We start from the raw sequence: 16,205 nt of genomic DNA, 5'->3' as shown, positions 1-16,205 counted from the left end.
CAGAGGAGCCCGACATTTGTGTGCGGGCCGCAAAAACCGACGGCGGGACCGGCCGACGTCGCCGGTCCCGCCGTCGGTTCTCGTGTTGGGCGTCAACCCGCCCCCGGGTTCGGCCCGCTCGGACGGCGGGCGCGGCGTTCAGCTCGCCCAGCGGAGGTAGACCGACTTCGACACGGTGTAGAAGTCCAGGGCGGCCGATCCCTGTTCCTTGAACGCCGCGTTGGAGGAGTCCTTCAGGCCGCCGAACGGCACGTTGGGCTGGTTTCCGGTTGTCGCCTCGTTCACCTTGACGGTGCCTGCCCGGACCTCGTCCGTGAAGGTCTGTGCCGCGGCCAGCGAGTCGGTCAGGATGCTGGCGACGAGCCCGTACCGGCTCGCGTTGACGCAGGCGATGGCCTCGGCAAGCGAGGAGACCTCGACGACCGCGACAACGGGGCCGAACACCTCCGTCTCGAAGATCTGCGCGCCGGGCGCGAGGTTGGTGAGGACCGTGGGTTCGAAGAACGGCGGAGGTGCCTCCCGGGGCGTGTGCAGGACCGCGCCTTCCCGCACGGCCGTCTCGACGATCTTCGCCACCCGGGCGTGGGCGGCCGGGTTGACGAGCGGGCCGATGTCCGTCGCCGGGTCCGTGCCGGCTCCGATCCGCACCGCCCGGGCCCGGGCGGCCAGCGACTCGACCAGTGCCGGCGCGATGCCCGGGGTGCAGTAGACCCGGCTGGTGGCGGTGCAGGCCTGCCCGGTCAGCCCGAATGCGCTCCGGGCGATCAGCTCGGCGGCGACGTCCGGCTCGGCGTCGTCCAGGACGACGGTGGCGTTCGATCCGCCCAGCTCCAGTTGGACGCGGGCCATGCGCTGTCCCGCGACCGCGGCGATCTGCCGGCCGATCTCCGTGGACCCGGTGAAGCTGACGGCCTGGATGCCCGGGTGGGCGACGACGGCGGCGCCGACCGTGGCGCCCCCGCCGACCAGGACGTTGAGTACGCCCGGAGGCAGTCCGGCTGATTCGAGGAGCTCGGCGAGGAGCACGCTCGGCCCGGGCGCTTCGAGGGCGGGTTTGAGCACGACGGAGTTGCCCGCCACCAGCGCCGGCCCGAGCTTCCAGGCGGGGATTGCCAGGGGGAAGTTCCACGGGGTGATCAGGCCGACCACCCCGAGCGGCTCCCGCCGCGACGTGATTCGCAGGTTCGGTTCGAGGTTGGCGAACTCGTGGCCGGCGAGTCGCCAGCCCTCGGCCCCGAAGAACGAGAGATAGTCGACGGCGCGATCGACCTCCACGCCCGCCTCCCGGAGGGTCTTGCCCTCCTCACGCGTGATGGCCGCCGCGAATTCGGTGCGGCGCTCGGCGAGGATCGCCGCGGCGCGGGTGAGGATCTCGCCGCGCCGCGGCGGAGGGGTACGTCGCCATGCCTGCTGCGCGTCGACGGCGGCTCGGACCGCCGCGTCGACGTCGGGGACGTCGGAGAGCGAGAGGTGTGCGACCAGGTCCCCGGTCGGGCCGTGCAGTGGTCGACTGGAGCCGCCGACCGGGCGCCCGTTGATGCGGCCGGCGATCACCGACCTGTTCGTGGCGAGGTTCTGGATGCTACTCACCGCCCGGGTCGTTCTCTTCGAGGATGTGTTCGAGGACTTCGTGCACGTGCTTGCGCATCGCGCCCTCGGCGCCCTCGGGGTCCTGGTTGGCGATCGCCTCCGCGATCGTGACGTGCAGGTGCGCGGCGGCCGCCTTGAAGCCCTGCCGCGCGGGCCTGATGTTGCGCAGCGTCTGGGCCAGGTCGAGCGCGTTGCGGGCGTATCGCTGGAGGTGGCCCGAGCGGGCGGCGTCGACGATGGTGAGGTGGAACTGCGCGTCGAGAGTCCTGAACTCCTTGGCCTCTCCGCGGTCGGCCGCTTCGAGGCTGCGGCTCGCGAGCTTGACGATGGTCTCCGCCTGTTCGTCGGATCGTCGCAGCGCCGCCAACCTCGCGGTCATCCCCTCGATGCACTCGCGTACCTCGAAGGCCTCGGCCAACGCCGGCTTCGACGGCGTCGCGATCCGGATGCCCTGGGGATGGATCGAGACCAGGCCCGCCTCGGTCAGATGGATGAGCGCCTCACGGACCGGAGTGGCGCTCACCCCGCAGAGTTTTGCGATGCGCGGGATGGTGAGGTACATGCCGGGGGCGAGCGTGCCGTCGACTATGGCCTCTCTGAGCAGTGCCGCCGTACGAGCGGTCAGATTCTGGTGCCGCGCCAGCGGTGTGATCTTCAGCGAGGAATCGTCGCCGCTCACTGCCCCTCCCCATTCGAGTAGTTCCACCAATATCTCATATATCACTCCGTTGCGGAGAGGACAGCCCGCGGCAACGTGCTCAGGAATCTCGTCTCATTCTCTTCCACCGCGAAGATGTCCGTGCAGCCGACGGCTCCCAGGCCCGGAACCCGAAGTGTCGGCAGGAGGTGGAAGACCATGCCGACCTCGACGGGGCGCGGATCGCCTGCGCGAATGTCGAGGACGTCGCCTTCGCCGAGGCCCGGTGGGTACGCGATGCCCATGCTGTAGCCGCCGCGGTTCGGCCAGTACGCGGCCGGAACCTCGGCCTCCACGAGGGACCGGCCGGCCCTGTCCACGTCCCCGATCGGCACTCCCGGCCGGGCCGCGGCCCGCATCGCCTCACCGGCGGCCACCGACAGCGCGACCAGCTCCGTGAGCTGTGACGTCGGCTTCGCGCGCGTCACGGTCCGGGTCAGGACTCCGTGATACCTGCCCTTCGAGGCGCACACCTCCAGGCGCAGCGGCTCCTGGTCGCCCACCGGCCGCTGGGCGTGCGTCGAGTGGGTCACGAGGGAGCTCACCCCCGGAACGATGTAGGCCGGCGACCCGGTGTACTCGCTTCCGCCGCGCGCGAGGCTGGCGAGTACGGTGGCCGCGACGTCGCTGTCGGTCCTGGCCGTACGAAGACTGTCCAGCCCGGCGAGGATGGATTCTTCGGCGAGCTCGGTGGCCCGCTGGATCAGCGCGATCTCCGCGGTCGACTTGCGGGCACGGTGCCTTTCCACGAGGCCGGATGCGTCGACCAGGTCGATCTCCTCGCGCAACTGGTCGTAGTACAGCGGAGGCAGGAACAGGCTCCGCCGGTCCACGCCGAGCCGTTTCTTCGCGAGCCCTTCCCGCCTGATCGACGACAGCAGGACCGGGATTGGGTCGGAAAGGGCGTCGACCCCGATCGGAACGGGTTCGGCCACCCACGGCAGGTCGGGCACGTTGACGCGTTCGGTGTTGCGGACCACGAACGTGATGTCGCCCTCGGCGGGCAGGATCACGCACTGGAAGATGTGATAGCCGGGCGTCGTATATCCGGTGAGATAGGTGATGTTCTCGGGTCCGGTGACGAGAAGCGCGTCCATGTTCCGCGCGGCCAGGTCCGCGCGCACGGCCGCCAGCCGCGACGCGTACTCGTCGTCGGTGAAGTATCGGTTCATCGAGCTGTTCCTCTCCTAGCTGACAACTGGTTGGTATCGGCGAGTTGCACCAGGGCAGCCGACAATCTGCGCAGGCCCTCCTCCAGCTCGGGCCGCGGCACCGAGAAGGTGAGTCGACCGAACACCGGGGCACCGAATCGGTTGTCGTGTGCGATCGAGACGCCCGCGCGGGAGGCCCACGCCTCGAAGAAGGACGCCTCCTCGCCGTTCGCGATGCCGAGCTCCTCGGGGACGAGCTCGATCAGTTGGTAGATGGCGCCGCACGGCTGCACCGTCCGGATGCCACGCCATCGGTCCACGACGGCGTGCGACAGGTCGCGCAGCTCCTGGTGTCGCCGCGGGTCGTGATGATCGGGTGGCGCGCCGGTGAGCGCGCCCCACGCCGCCCACTGGCTGATCGAGGGAGCGCAGTTGCACAGGCCGGCGTGCACGCGTCGGGCGACGTCGATGACGGCTCTCGGCCCGGCGGCGTAGCCGACGCGCCAACCGGTCATGCCGTAGGCCTTGGAGACGCCGTCGATCGTGACCGTCCGGGCCAGGACCTCGGGCCCCAGGGAACCGAGGCTGGGCGCGGAGCGCCCGTCGTACACGAAGCGGGCGTAGATCTCGTCGCTCACGATGATCGCGGAGCTGTGGTTGACCACGGCGTCGGCGAGACCGGCGAGCTCGTCGGCGCTGTAGACCGCGCCACTGGGGTTGGCCGGCGAGTTGAGCAGTACGACCCTCGTGTCGTCGTCGAGGGCGTCTCGCAGCTGTGCCCTGGTGAGCTTGTAGCCCGTGTCCGGTGTCGTCCTGAGCCCGACGATCCGCCCGCCCAGCCGCTCGATCTGGCCCCGGTAGCCCCCGTAGTGCGGGACCGGCAGCACGACGGTGCTGCCAGGCTCGACCAGTGCGCTGAGTACGCAGAAGACGCTCAGCTTCGCTCCGGCGGTCACCATGATCTGCGAAGGCTCGTAGGACAGGCCGCGCTCCTCGAGGAGGGACCGGCTGACGGCCTCCCTGAGGGGCGCGATGCCCGCCGCGCCGACGTACCTGGTGTCGCCCCGGTTGATCGCTTCGGTGGCCGCCGCGGCGGCCGACGGCGGAGAGCCGATGTCCGGCACGCCGGTGGCGAGGTCGATGGTGTCCATCGGGCTATCCGGCGGAGGGGACGTCGGGCGTCGAGGCTTCGTCCTGCGCCCCGGACGTGTCACGGAGGACCCGGGCGGCGGCGTTGTAGCCGGGGATGCCCGTCACCGTCCCGCCGGGCCAGACGCCCGAGCCGCACAGGTAGAGGCCCCGCACCGGTGTGCGGTACCGGGCGAGACCGGGGGTGGGGCGGTTGCCGAACATGCCCAGCGGCGTCATGTCGCCGTGCAGCTGGTGGCCCTCGACCAGCCCGTACTCCCGCTCGAAGTCGACCGGACTGAAGGTCACCTGGTCGACGATGATGTCCTTGATGTTCACGATGAATTCCTCGATGGTGTCGATGCAGGTGGCCGCGAACTTGGCCTTCGTCTCGGCGTCCCAGGCCCCGGACGCGAGGCGGTACGGCGCGTACCAGACGTTGACGCTCATCAGGTGCCGCCCCGGCGGGGCGACGCTGGGATCGACGACCGAGGGCGTCAGCCCCAGCAGCTTGGGACGTCTCGACGGGTGGCCGTACTTGTAGTCGTCGTGGGCCTCCTCGAGGTACTCGACGGTCGGCGAGTAGCGGTACTGGCAGGCCGCCAACTGTCGCGCCTCGGTGTCGGAGGTGGCCGAGCGATGGATGGGCAGCCCGTCGAGGGCAAGGACGAGTTTGAACGCTCCCCCCGCCATCTTGAGGCTGCGCAGCCGCTCGGCGAGCTCGTCGGGGACGAGCGCCGGGTCGTCCAACAGGTTCAGCAGGGTGGTCTTGGGATTGAGGTTGGACAGCACGGTCTCGGCCGTCACCTCGTCCCCGGACGAGAGCACCACTCCGGTGGCCCGCTCCCCCGCCGTCACGATGCGTTCGACCCGGGTCTCGAGGCAGATCTCGACGCCCCGCGCCTCGGCTGCGGCGCGCATGGCTTCGGCGATCGAACCCATCCCGCCGCGGGGCAGGCCGGTCGAGCCCCGGACCATGTGGCGCCGCGGGTCGTCGGCCGTCGCGTGTCCGCTGACCAGGGACAGCGGGCGGCGCAGGAGGCCGATCGGTGATCCCGGGGTGGAGGGCGCGACGTTCCCGGCGCTCATCGACAGACTCGCCAGCAGCGCCTTGAGGTGCGGGCTGGACAGCCGCCTGTCGAGGAAGTCCTGGATGTTGCCGAAGAACACCTCGGCGAACGCCGCCTCGTCGTCCGGCGTACGCATGGCCGCGGCCAGCTCGGCGAGGCTGGGCGGATCGTCGAACACCGACACGTTCAGCTTGCGCGCGAAGTTGTTGAAGAATTCGATGATCTCGAAGTAGGCCTCGGCGTCGTTCGGCGCCAGCAGTCGCAGGTCGGCCTCGGTCCGCTTCCGGTCCCGCCAGCCCTTGAACGACCGTCCGTCCGCGAGCGGGAACACCATGGTCGGATCGGGCCGGTCGAAGGTGACCCCGAAGTGCTCCAGCTGCATGTCCCCGAAGATCCGCGGTTCGAGGGCGCTCGGCGTGTTCGTGATCGTGCCCCGGTACCCGGGGAAGAACTCCAGCGGCGCGCAGAGCCCTCCGGCCTGCGCCCGCTGCTCGACGACGAGTACCCGGCGACCGGCAGCGGCCAGATAGAAGCTGGCGACAAGGCCGTTGTGGCCGCCGCCGACGATCACGGCGTCGTAGTGGGTGCTTCTCGGCTTCATCGCGATACTCCATATTCGATATATCGCAGGCGGGTGACGTGACCCGACCGCGCGACGATCCTCGGCTAGTTCGAGAAGCCGGTCCTGGACAGGAACGCCTTGAGGCCATCGGTCTGCGGATCGCGGAGCAGCCGGCTCGGCGACCCCGACTCGACGATGCGCCCGTCCTGCATGAACACGATCCGGCTCGCCACCTCCTCGGCGAACCGCAACTCGTGGGTGACCACGATCATGGTCATGCCGTCCGCGGCCAGGTCCCGCATGACGTCGAGCACCTCTCCGACCAGCTCGGGATCGAGCGCCGACGTCGGCTCGTCGAAGAGGATCAGCTTCGGGCGCATGGCCAGCGCCCGGGCGATCGCCACGCGCTGCTGCTGCCCGCCGGAGAGCTGCCGCGGGTAGGAGCTGGCCTTCTCCGCCATGCCGACCCGCTCGAGGAGCTCGACGGCGAGGGCGACGGCGTCGGCGCGCTTGCGTCCGATCACCCGCGTGGGCCCCTCGACGACGTTCTCCAGCACCGTCATGTGTGGGAAGAGGTTGAACTGCTGGAACACGATGCCGATGTGCCGCCGGTTCACGGCGACCCTGCGCTCGGGAAGCTCCACGAGCGCGCCGTTCGACTCGCGGTAGCCGACGTACTCACCGTCGACCTTGATGACGCCCGAGTCGACCGTCTCCAGATGGTTGACGCACCGCAGCAGCGTGGTCTTGCCGGACCCCGACCTTCCGATCAGGCAGACCACCTCGCCCCTGGAGACGTCGAGGTCCACCGACTTGAGCACCTCGCTGCTGCCGTACGACTTCCGCACTCCCCTGATCGTGACGAGCGGTGTCATCCGCGGACCACCTTCCGCACCATGCGCCCCCCGGCCCGGACAGGGCCGATGCGCGTCGCCCCGGGGCGGGCGACGCCCCTACCGAAGATCCGTTCGATGTAGATCTGCGCCACCATGAGGATCGAGGTGCAGACGAGGTACCACGCCGAGGCGACGAGCAGCAGCGGGATCGGCTGGAAGTTCCGGGAGAAGATCTGCTCCGAGACGTACAGCAGGTCGCCCAGGGCCAGCACGCTGACCAGTGACGAGTACTTCAGCATCCCGATGATGTTGTTGAAGGTCGGCGGGATGATGACCCGGATGGCCTGGGGCAGGACGATGCGACGGAACGTGTGCCACGGGGTCATCCCCAGGCCCTTGGCGGCCTCTGTCTGCCCCCGGTCGATCGAGAGCAGACCACCCCGGACGATCTCGGACATGTAGGCGGCCTCGTTGAGGCCGAGCCCCAGGACCCCGGCGACCATCGCCGAGATCACCGCGTTGGTCGGCCAGCTGTGCAGTTCGGGACCGAACGGGACGGCCAGCGTCAGCCGCGGGTACAGCGCGCTGAGGTTGTAGAAGAAGATGAGCTGCACCAGGGTCGGCGTGCCCCGGAAGATCCACGTGTAGAACCAGGCGAAGCGGGAGAGAATCGGGTTCTGGGACATCCGGCAGAGGGCGATGACGATCCCGAGCACGATTCCCAGGCTCATCGCCAGGACGGTGACCTCCAGCGTCAGCAGCAGGCCGCTGAGGATCGCCTCGCTGAACAGGTACTCGGCGAAGACGTCCCACCGGTAGGCGTCGTTGGTGACCATCGAGACCACCATTTGCGCCGCGAACACGAGGGCGACCGCGACCGACACCCAGCGCCACGGGTGCCGCTGCTTCACCACGTGCAACGCCTCCGGCGCCCCCCGGGTGAGTTCGCGCGGCGCGGCTGTGGCGCTATCCATGTTGGCTCCACTCGTCGTCGGCCGGGAGCCACCGGGTCGTCCCGCCCGCCTTCAGGGCGATCTGGGTGAAGCTCTCCTCGTCACTGACGGAGCCGTGCCAGTGATGTGCGTGGGCCGGGATCACCACCCAGTCGCCGGGCCGGAGCTCGTGCACCTCGCCCTCGATGGACACCGCGCCCCGGCCGCTGACGGCGTAGAGCACCTGGTCGACGCTGTGGGTGTGCGGCAGGGTGCGCGCCCCGGGCGCGAAGTAGACGCCGGTGAGGTCGGTGCCGACCTCCTCGCCGTTGCGGTACAGGTCCGTCCGGGAGACGGCGCCGGCGAAGCGGTCCGGCTCGTCGGCCAGCTCAGCCTGAACCGGGTCGAAATGCCTCGGCTTCATCGTCTCTGCCTCCGTTCAGTGGGTGTCGAAGATTTCTTGCAGGGATCGGACGTATTCGTCGGTGGCGTGCCTCTCGGCGTCGGTCGGCTGGCGCGGGTCCTTGGCCACCGGCGCGGCACCGAACCTGAGCAGGCAGGCGAGCAGGAGCATCCGGGCCTTCGTGGCGCTGAGGTTGCTGCCCGCGACGAACGGCGCCGGGGCTCTGCCCACCGGGTCCTCCGGGCGGCCGCGGCCGCACCAGACGACAGGAAATCCCGAGTACGCGGCGACCGACAGCGAGGATTCCACCTCGCGGCTGGCCCAGCCGTTGGGCGCGATTCCCTCCAGCACGAAACCGGCCAGACCGTGGCGCTCGACGTGGTGCGACACGGCGTCGGCGACGCCGAGGTCCGCACAGCCGCAGGTGCCCCCCAGGCCGTACCTGCCGTACACGACGATGGTGACGACCGGAAGCACCTCGGGGGCGAGCCGGCCGCTGCCGTCGGTGACCTGGACCAGCCTGGTGCCGCCGGCGCCGTCCAGGGCCGGAACCTCGCGCGGAAGCGCGGAGATCCGCACGGCGGAGGTTCGGGTGTGCCGCCGCAGCGGCAGGTACTCCAGCCGGATGGGCCACTGGGTGGCGCAGGTGGCGACCGGGCCGCCGCCGGCGTAGCCACCCGGGCGTCCGGCCACCTTGTACGCTCCCCGGGCGGTGCGGACGACGCCGTCGGCCACCAGGACCGGGCCGACGGCGTCTCCCCGGCCGTCCAGATCCCACGCTCTCGACGCGATGTACCGCGCGCCGTCGACGAGGTTCTGGGCGCCGTCCGACCCGACGGAGCGGTGCAGACGCTGGGCGACCTGGCCGACGATGGGCTTGTCGGTGTCTACGAGCAGCGCGAGCCAGTACAGCGTCTCCTCGATCACCGGGCTGCCCTCGAGCCACTGCACCCCGGCGACGCCCTCCTCGGCGGTGATCTCCTGGACGGTGTTGGTGATGGTCACGAGGGTGGCGATGGTCGGCTCGGCGCGGCTATCCCAGGCGCCGTACGGGAAGTAGTCGACTCCGAGGACCTCGGGGGTTTCGCCGGACACGTACCCGGCCGGCGGGGCGGCGCGGAAGTGCCGGTACCGGGCCAGCCGGCCGAGCACCCCGGCGCGTCCCGTCTCGTCGACCCACAGGGCGTCGAGCTCTTCGTACAGGCGCTCCGCGGACGGGAAGAAGCTCTGTGCCGCCGGACCCGCGCCTTCGGGCAACGGAAGCGCCACCAACTGCCCCCGGGCAAGGGCCACCTTCCGCTGGACCGGGGGTGTCGCGTCGTTGTTCAGCTCGTCGATCGGGTGGCCGCTGCGGTCGACGACGTCGATGACGACGTCGTCGGCCACGCGCTGCGGCACCAGCGCGGCGGGATCCGTGCCCATCGGTGGCGTGTTGAGGATGGTCGCCGTCGGGCCCGCGACAACCGCGATCAGTGGACGGGACTCCGCGTTTGGTTGCGTGTCGGGTTGGCTGCTCACGGGTGGGCCCTCAGTTCGTGCCCGCATTGATGAGGGCCTTGTCGGAAGCGATGCCCTGGACGTTCCACTTCTCCAGGATCTTCAGGTACGTACCGTCGTCCATCAGTTCCTGGAGCGCGGCCTTCATCGCGTCGCGCAGCTTCGGCTCGGCCTTCGAGATCGCAATTCCGGTGTAACCGCCGGCCAGGAGCGGGTCCCCGAACAGCTTCAGCGTGCTGCCGGCCTGCTTGACCGCGTAGGCGGCCGGCGCCGTCGAGGCGAATACCGCGTCGACCCGCTGGCTGGTCAGCGCGACGACCGCCTGTGGATTGCTCGGGTAGGTGGCGGACTCGATCGCGGGCTTCCCCGCCGCCACGCACTTCTCCTCGGAGAGGTCGTCGATGATCAGTGCCTCGGCGCTACCTGCCCCGACGCCGACGCGCTTCCCGCACGGGATCGGGTCGCCCTGGTAGTCGCTGCGGGTGATGAAGGACTGGGAGACGCGATAGGCGTCGAGGATGTCGACAGCCTTCTGGCGCTCCTTGGTGTCGAGGAAGCTGATGCCCGCGTCGAAGCGTCCGGCCTCGATGCCGGTGATCACTCCCGTGAACTTGGTGCGGGTGAAATTGATCTTCAAGCCGAGCTTCGCGGCGATCGCGTCGAGCATCTCGGCGTTGTAACCGATCACGTCCTTCTCGTTGGTGTCGAGGAAGTTGTCGGGCGGGAAGTCGGCCGAGCCCGCCACCTCGATCGTGCCGCGTGCGGCGATCTCGGCGGGCACGAGGGCATGCAGGCTGTCGTCGGCCGTCACCCCCGAGGCGACGTCCTTGTCAGGCCCGTCGCCTCCGCAGGCGCCCACGGTCATGAGAAGGACGAGGGCGACGGGGACGGCAACGCGGAAGGGTTTGAGAGCGGAGAGAGTCATTGCGCCTCCAGATATCCCAGATGCGGCGTACGCTATGCGATATATCTCTCCCCGGCAAGAGGCTGATTCGCCCGCGATCCGGCACCTCACCTGGGCCTACGTCCCCCTCCAGCAACGGGATTTGACCCTGGCGCGGCCGCTGGTGCGTGAATGTGGTGAGGCGCTGGGGGTACGCGGGTGGTGTTCCGGGCTGCATCGTGGCCGGGAGCCGAGGAGAGGAGCTCGCGATGACGGCGATCAACCAGAGCAGACCGCCGGGCGGCACCACGGAGCAGGCCCGCCGCGCGGCATCACAGCTGGGTCAGCAGGCGACGCAGGCGGGTGGCCAGGTCGGTCATGCCGCCGCCGAGCAGGGCCGGCAGGTGGCCGCGCAGGCACGGCAGGAGGCGCGGCACCTGACCGGCGAGGCCACCTCGCAACTGCACGACCACGCGCGGACACAGCAGCATCGGGCCGCTGAGGGGTTGCGCGGTCTCGGCCGTGAGCTCGGTTCCATGGCCGATCGTGGCGGAGACAGCGGCCTGGCCGGTGAGGCCGTCCGACGGGTGGCGATGGCCGCGGACCGGACCGCCGGGTGGCTCGACGCGCGTGAGCCCGGCGAGGTGATCGACGACGTGCGCGGGTACGCCCGCCAGCACCCGGGGATGTTTCTCGCCGGTGCGGCGGTGGCCGGAGTGCTGGTCGGCAGGCTCACCCGGAACCTGACGTCCGGGAACGGGCAGCGGCCGAGCGGACAGCTGGGCCAGCCCGCGCAGCCGGGTCGACCGCGGCCGACCGGCCAGCAGGTACCCGAGGGGGCGACCGCGGCCCCGTACACCGGCGGAGGTCCCTACACCGGGGTGACGCGGGCGCAGAACGTGTCGCCGGCCGGCCAGCGGGAGGCGGACATCCCAGGTGGGGTGGCACCGTGAGCGCCCCGGAGAAGGAACGCACCCAGTCGGTCGGTGAACTGCTGGGTGACGTGACCCGTGACCTGTCGACGCTGGTCCGCCAGGAGATCGAGCTGGCCAAGACGGAACTGCGCGAGGAGGCGAGCCAGGCCGGCAAGGCCGGCGGCATGTTCGCCGGTGCCGCGCTGGCCGGTTTCCTGACCGTGCTGTTCGTGTCGTACGCGGCCTGGTGGGGTCTGTCCAACGTGATGGACCAGAGCTGGGCGGCACTCATCGTGGCCGCGGTCTGGGCGATCGCCGCCGCCGTCCTGCTCGCGATCGGGCGGACGAAGCTGCGGCAGCTTCGCGCGGTGCTGCCCCGGACGCAACAGACCGCACGGCAGATACCGGACGCCCTGCGCGGCCGGTGAGTGAGCCGGAAGGGAGCAGACATGTCGACCGATCCGGACCGGATCCGACAGCAGATCGAGCAGACCCGCAGCGAGTTGGTCAGCGACGTCGACGCGCTGACCGACAAGGTCAACCCACGGCGGATCGCCGGCGACCGCGTCGGCCAGGCCCGTGGGGCGCTCGCCCGGGTCAAGGAGAAGGTGATGGGGTCATCCATGGACGGGCACGGTGCTGGCCAGCAGATGTCATCCGCCTCGGGGGCGATGCGCAGCCAGGCGCGGGAACTCGGGCAGCAGGCCCAAGGCAACCCGCTGGCGGCCGGCCTGATCGCCTTCGGCGCCGGGCTGCTGGTCTCCGCGCTGATCCCGCCCAGCCGTCCCGAGCGGCAGTGGGCCGGCCAGGCCAAGGAAAAGGCCCGCCAGCACTCCGGCGAGCTGCGCGAGCAGGCCAGCGAGGTCGGCCACCAGGTGCGGGACCACCTGCGCGAGCCCGCGAAGCACGCAGCCCAGGCGGTGGGATCCACCGCCGTACACGGCGCGTCCGCCGTCCAGGGGCAGGCCAGGTCGGCTGCTCAGCAGGTACGGGGGCAGGCGCAGGGGGCTGCGGGTGAACTTCGGCAGGGCTGAGCCGGACGCGGCGGGGCGGGCCCGCAGAGCCTTGCGAGCCCAGGGGGGGTACGGCGACCAGACGCCGTACCCCCCTTTCCCCCGCCGCGCCCGGCAGTGCCTCACGGTCAGGCGTGCCGCACATCAGCGAACGGCTGCTGCCGGGGCGACGATGCGATCACTCCTGTCCGTGGTCTCGGACGATGGCGCTGCCATGCCGCCGGCGCTGAAGGCATCGCTGCCCGGAGCGGGCAGATCGCCCGTCGTGGCGTCACCTCGGGTGCGGCTGGCCCGCACGACGGCCACCCCGGCCGCCGCCGCTGTCAGGACCATCGCCGCCGCCTGCAGCAACCGCCGTCTCCTGTTTCCCCTACGTCTCATGTCGCCCGCCCTCTCCTGCATCTCGACTGGCCCTTCCCATCGTGCAAGCCCGGAAGAGACGAAGAGCGGCGTTGGGGATGGCTGTACCTCGTTCGTGCCTCTTCGTCCGTCGGGACGGCCCGGTCAGGCGGACGCCGAGAGGCGGATCACCTCGACCTGGCCGTCCAGCAGGAGCGGGCCGGCGGCGTACGGGACCAGCAGCGTGTCCCCCCGCCGGAGCGACAGGTCGTCCTGCTCGCCGATCAGCCTGCCCGATCCGGCCACCACGACCAGCACGCTGCAGCCACGTTCCAGACGGTCGCCGCCGTACAGGCGGCGGGCGGCGAAGAACTCGTCCGCGGCCTCGGGCAGCAGTCGCGCCGGAGTGCCGCGGAGTTCGTCGAGCCGCGCTGGCGTCCAGGCGCTGCGGTCGACGCACTGCAGGGCCAGGTCGTAGCCGAGGCCCAGGTGGCCGTCGGCGAGGCCGAAGCCTTCGTACTCCAGCAGCACCGAGAAGTCGGTCGGCTCCTGGACCTCGACCAGCAGGATGCCGTCGCCGATCGCGTGCGGCAGGCCGGCCGGGCAGAGGATCGCGTCGCCCGCCGCGACCGGGATCCTGTTGGTGGCTGCGAGCATCGCCTCAGTCTGCTGGCCGTCCACCCAGCCGGCGAGTTCGGCGGCCGCCACGTCACGGGCGAAGCCCAGATGGACGTGTGCGTCAGGCCGCGCGGAGACGATCACCCAGGCCTCGGTCTTGCCGTACGGCGAGGCGAGGTGCGCGGTGGCGAAGCGGCGGTCCGGGTGCACGTGCAACGGCAGCCGCTGACCGGCGTCGAGCAACTTCACCAGCACGCCGGTGTCGGCGCGTTCCGGGCCGAGCCACCAGCGCGGGTCCGCGGCGATCGCCTCGGCCAGCACGCGGCCGTCGGCCAGGGTGGACAGCCCGGACGGGGCGAGCCCGAACCGGCTGGTCACCGAGCCCACCCAGTCCTCGGGGCGGTCGGGCAGCGCCGGCACGTTGCGGAACTGGGCGATCCGGCCGGCGCCGCGATAGAACGTCTCGGGCTGGTTGGCGGGCAGTGTTTCGACGGTCATCGCTGTCCCTTCAGGGCCAGCTCGGCGAGGAAGCCGCCGACGAACGTGTCGCCGAGCCCGACGGTGGTGGGGTCCCGGACGTCGAGCGCGAAGCCGGGGACACAGTCGACAGTCTCACCCATGCGTAAGCGCAGCGCCGCCGCGAAGGCAACGGACTCGGGCCGCCGCGGCAGCCGGCGCAGGCGCTCGACGTCCTCGTCGGTGAAGTCGTCGCCGTGGCAGTAGCGGGTGGCCGCCATGACGGTGCCGGTGTCGAGGGCGTCGGCGTATTCGCCCGCGCCGAGCGCCACGGCCCAGTACTTCGTGTGCAGCACCAACGTCGGCACCGGGATGAGCGCGTGCACCGCCGTGAGCGCCTCCGCGACGTCCTCGGCCGAGAGCAGGTCGACCGGGCGCCCGAGGTACGACTGCAGCTCGTCCTCGTTCAGCCCGTACACGCTGATCTCGTCGAGCAGCGCGTCTCGGACCCGGCGGCTGAAGGTGGGCTCGTGATACGCCGCGTCCTCGAAGTAGGTCACCGCCCCGTACGGCAGCTGCCGCATGTGCTGCTTCAGCGCGGCGAGCCGCTCGTCGAGCTCCGCCTCGTCGCGCATGGCGTTGAATCCGGAGATCAGAAAGACGTCCGCCCTGCCCAACCGGTCGCTGAGATCGTCGGCGAGCAGCATGGCGCCGTTCGCCGGGTCGTTGACGTAGATCAGGCGGTTCGGGAACGGCGCGGTGATGTCGATGTCGCCGGCCCGGACCCGCAGGCCCTTGTCGTACTGGACGATCAGGTGTGGATAGCAGGTGTCCCCGACACCGCTGTCGATGTACTCGCTGTCGGTCGGCAGCAGCCGGCGGAAGGTGTCGTTGACGCTGACCAGGTGCAGCGTCGACGGCACGCCGAGCCGGCTCATCAGGATCCCGGCCCGCACCGAGGTGCCGCCCAGGGTCTCCCGGTAGGGGAACCGGTTCGCGAAGGTCGACAGCGCCGGGGCGGAGGCGACGAAGTGCTCGCCGCCCCCGCCCCGGGCCACGTACCCCAGGATCGACACCACAAGATCCCGCTCGCTGGTCACCGCGGCCGGCGACGTCAGTTCCGCGGCGACGATGCCGTACTCGGCGACAAGCTGTTCCAGGACGCCGGCGGTCAGCTTCAACTCGTAGTCGACGCAACCGCCGAGGCCCAGGAGTACCCGGGACGCGTCGGCCATGTCAGTAGAGCGAGCCCTTGCCGGCGGCGCCGAACAGCTCGATCTTCTGCGCGGCGACCACCTTCATGGCCTCGATGCAGGCGGGCTGGATGGCGTTCGGCTCGCGCACCTTCTGGTCGCTGCCCAGCACCTCGCGCATCTTGTCGTGGTAGGCGACCTTGATGTCGGTGGAGATGTTGATCTTGTTGATGCCGATCCGCGCCGCCTCGCGGATCTCGTCGTCCGGGTTGCCGGAGCCGCCGTGCAGCACCAGCGGGATCTGCACCCGGCTCTTGATCTCCTTGAGCAGGTCGAGCTTCAGCTCCGGCTTGAGGTGGGCCGGGTAGAGGCCGTGGAACGTGCCGATCGCGACGGCGAGACTGTCCACGCCGGTCTGCTCGACGAACGTGACCGCGTCGTCGGGGTCGGTGTAGATGATCTCGGCGGCGCCCGCCTCGGCGTAGCTGTCGTTCCCGCCGATCGTGCCGAGCTCGCCCTCCACCGACACGCCGAGAACGTGCGCGGAGTCGGTGACCTTCTTGGTGATCGCCATGTTCTCCTCGAACGGCTTCAGCGAGCCGTCGATCATGACGGACGTGAAGCCGTACTGGATCGCCTGCAGGATCTGCTCGTAGGTGGCGCCGTGGTCCCAGTGGATCGCGATCGGGACCCTCGAGTTGTGCGACCGCTCGGCGATGGCGGTGATCATCTCGCGGCCGATGTGCCGGACCTCGTCGGGGTGGATCCCGACGATCAGGGGGGCGTTCGTCTCCTCGCTGATCTCCACGATCCCCTTGAACATCGCCCAGTCGCTGATGTTGAAGGCGGGCACGGCGAAGCTGTGTTCGTTGGCGACGTCCAGGATCGCCTTGCCGGTCGTCAGCATTTGTGTGTTTCTCCTT

Annotated in this window: 17 protein-coding genes; 3 read left to right on the top strand and 14 right to left on the bottom strand. The window is 70.3% G+C overall.

The genetic code is table 11. The annotated features are described in order from the left end of the window. Positions 1-138 precede the first annotated feature (138 nt). From ACGFIZ_RS11495 to ACGFIZ_RS11450, 10 genes are all read right to left on the bottom strand, one after another. Complete coding sequence (locus tag ACGFIZ_RS11495) at positions 139-1,590, bottom strand: aldehyde dehydrogenase family protein (RefSeq protein WP_393418226.1); 1,452 nt, start codon at positions 1,588-1,590, stop codon at positions 139-141. Further along, positions 1,583-2,269, bottom strand: a complete 687-nt coding sequence (locus ACGFIZ_RS11490; protein ID WP_393418224.1) for a GntR family transcriptional regulator — start codon at positions 2,267-2,269, stop codon at positions 1,583-1,585. The genes ACGFIZ_RS11495 and ACGFIZ_RS11490 overlap by 8 nt, the downstream gene beginning before the upstream one ends. Before the next feature lie 41 nt (positions 2,270-2,310). Beyond that, positions 2,311-3,459, bottom strand: coding sequence for a M24 family metallopeptidase (locus ACGFIZ_RS11485; protein WP_393418222.1), 1,149 nt, complete (start codon positions 3,457-3,459; stop codon positions 2,311-2,313). Beyond that, the gene (locus tag ACGFIZ_RS11480; RefSeq protein ID WP_393418220.1) at positions 3,456-4,589 is read right to left on the bottom strand and encodes an aminotransferase class I/II-fold pyridoxal phosphate-dependent enzyme; all 1,134 of its coding nucleotides are present in this window, start codon (positions 4,587-4,589) and stop codon (positions 3,456-3,458) included. The genes ACGFIZ_RS11485 and ACGFIZ_RS11480 overlap by 4 nt, the downstream gene beginning before the upstream one ends. Positions 4,590-4,593: 4 nt before the next feature. Further along, on the bottom strand, positions 4,594-6,237 hold the full coding sequence (locus ACGFIZ_RS11475; protein WP_393418218.1) for a phytoene desaturase family protein: 1,644 nt from the start codon (positions 6,235-6,237) through the stop codon (positions 4,594-4,596). 65 nt (positions 6,238-6,302) lie between these two features. Then, entirely contained in the window at positions 6,303-7,073 is a 771-nt protein-coding gene (locus ACGFIZ_RS11470) for an amino acid ABC transporter ATP-binding protein (protein ID WP_393418216.1), read from the bottom strand. Further along, positions 7,070-8,008, bottom strand: a complete 939-nt coding sequence (locus ACGFIZ_RS11465; protein ID WP_393418214.1) for an amino acid ABC transporter permease — start codon at positions 8,006-8,008, stop codon at positions 7,070-7,072. The genes ACGFIZ_RS11470 and ACGFIZ_RS11465 overlap by 4 nt, the downstream gene beginning before the upstream one ends. Next, on the bottom strand, positions 8,001-8,390 hold the full coding sequence (locus tag ACGFIZ_RS11460; protein ID WP_145776959.1) for a cupin domain-containing protein: 390 nt from the start codon (positions 8,388-8,390) through the stop codon (positions 8,001-8,003). Before ACGFIZ_RS11460 ends, ACGFIZ_RS11465 begins: the two co-directional genes overlap by 8 nt. Positions 8,391-8,405: 15 nt before the next feature. Beyond that, on the bottom strand, positions 8,406-9,791 hold the full coding sequence (locus tag ACGFIZ_RS11455; RefSeq protein WP_393418212.1) for an asparaginase domain-containing protein: 1,386 nt from the start codon (positions 9,789-9,791) through the stop codon (positions 8,406-8,408). A 106-nt stretch (positions 9,792-9,897) separates the two neighbouring features. After that, a complete protein-coding gene (locus ACGFIZ_RS11450; protein WP_393418210.1) occupies positions 9,898-10,731 on the bottom strand; it encodes an ABC transporter substrate-binding protein in 834 nt (277 codons plus the stop codon). 287 nt (positions 10,732-11,018) lie between these two features. Between ACGFIZ_RS11450 and ACGFIZ_RS11445 the strand changes: the two genes are divergently transcribed. From ACGFIZ_RS11445 to ACGFIZ_RS11435, 3 genes are read left to right on the top strand one after another with little or no spacing between them, the layout of a single operon-like run. After that, entirely contained in the window at positions 11,019-11,702 is a 684-nt protein-coding gene (locus ACGFIZ_RS11445) for a hypothetical protein (RefSeq protein ID WP_393418208.1), read from the top strand. Beyond that, on the top strand, positions 11,699-12,091 hold the full coding sequence (locus tag ACGFIZ_RS11440; protein ID WP_393418206.1) for a phage holin family protein: 393 nt from the start codon (positions 11,699-11,701) through the stop codon (positions 12,089-12,091). Before ACGFIZ_RS11445 ends, ACGFIZ_RS11440 begins: the two co-directional genes overlap by 4 nt. A 21-nt stretch (positions 12,092-12,112) precedes the next feature. Then, complete coding sequence (locus ACGFIZ_RS11435; RefSeq protein ID WP_393418204.1) at positions 12,113-12,697, top strand: DUF3618 domain-containing protein; 585 nt, start codon at positions 12,113-12,115, stop codon at positions 12,695-12,697. Between the two features lie 123 nt (positions 12,698-12,820). On the opposite strand, the gene ACGFIZ_RS11430 is transcribed toward ACGFIZ_RS11435, so the two are convergent. From ACGFIZ_RS11430 to ACGFIZ_RS11415, 4 genes are all read right to left on the bottom strand, one after another. Continuing rightward, positions 12,821-13,027: a hypothetical protein gene (locus tag ACGFIZ_RS11430; RefSeq protein ID WP_393418202.1), complete on the bottom strand. Its 207-nt coding sequence runs from the start codon at positions 13,025-13,027 to the stop codon at positions 12,821-12,823. Between the two features lie 153 nt (positions 13,028-13,180). Further along, positions 13,181-14,131, bottom strand: coding sequence for a class I mannose-6-phosphate isomerase (locus ACGFIZ_RS11425; RefSeq protein ID WP_393418200.1), 951 nt, complete (start codon positions 14,129-14,131; stop codon positions 13,181-13,183). Then, complete coding sequence (locus ACGFIZ_RS11420) at positions 14,128-15,324, bottom strand: ADP-dependent glucokinase/phosphofructokinase (RefSeq protein WP_393418198.1); 1,197 nt, start codon at positions 15,322-15,324, stop codon at positions 14,128-14,130. The genes ACGFIZ_RS11425 and ACGFIZ_RS11420 overlap by 4 nt, the downstream gene beginning before the upstream one ends. Before the next feature lies 1 nt (position 15,325). Next, on the bottom strand, positions 15,326-16,189 hold the full coding sequence (locus tag ACGFIZ_RS11415) for a ketose-bisphosphate aldolase (RefSeq protein WP_393418196.1): 864 nt from the start codon (positions 16,187-16,189) through the stop codon (positions 15,326-15,328). Between the last annotated feature and the right edge of the window lie 16 nt (positions 16,190-16,205).

The sequence above is a fragment of the Micromonospora sp. NPDC048830 genome (assembly GCF_043198215.1).
Classification (GTDB): Bacteria; Actinomycetota; Actinomycetes; order Mycobacteriales; family Micromonosporaceae; genus Micromonospora.
This window is presented reverse-complemented; position numbering and strand designations above follow the sequence as displayed.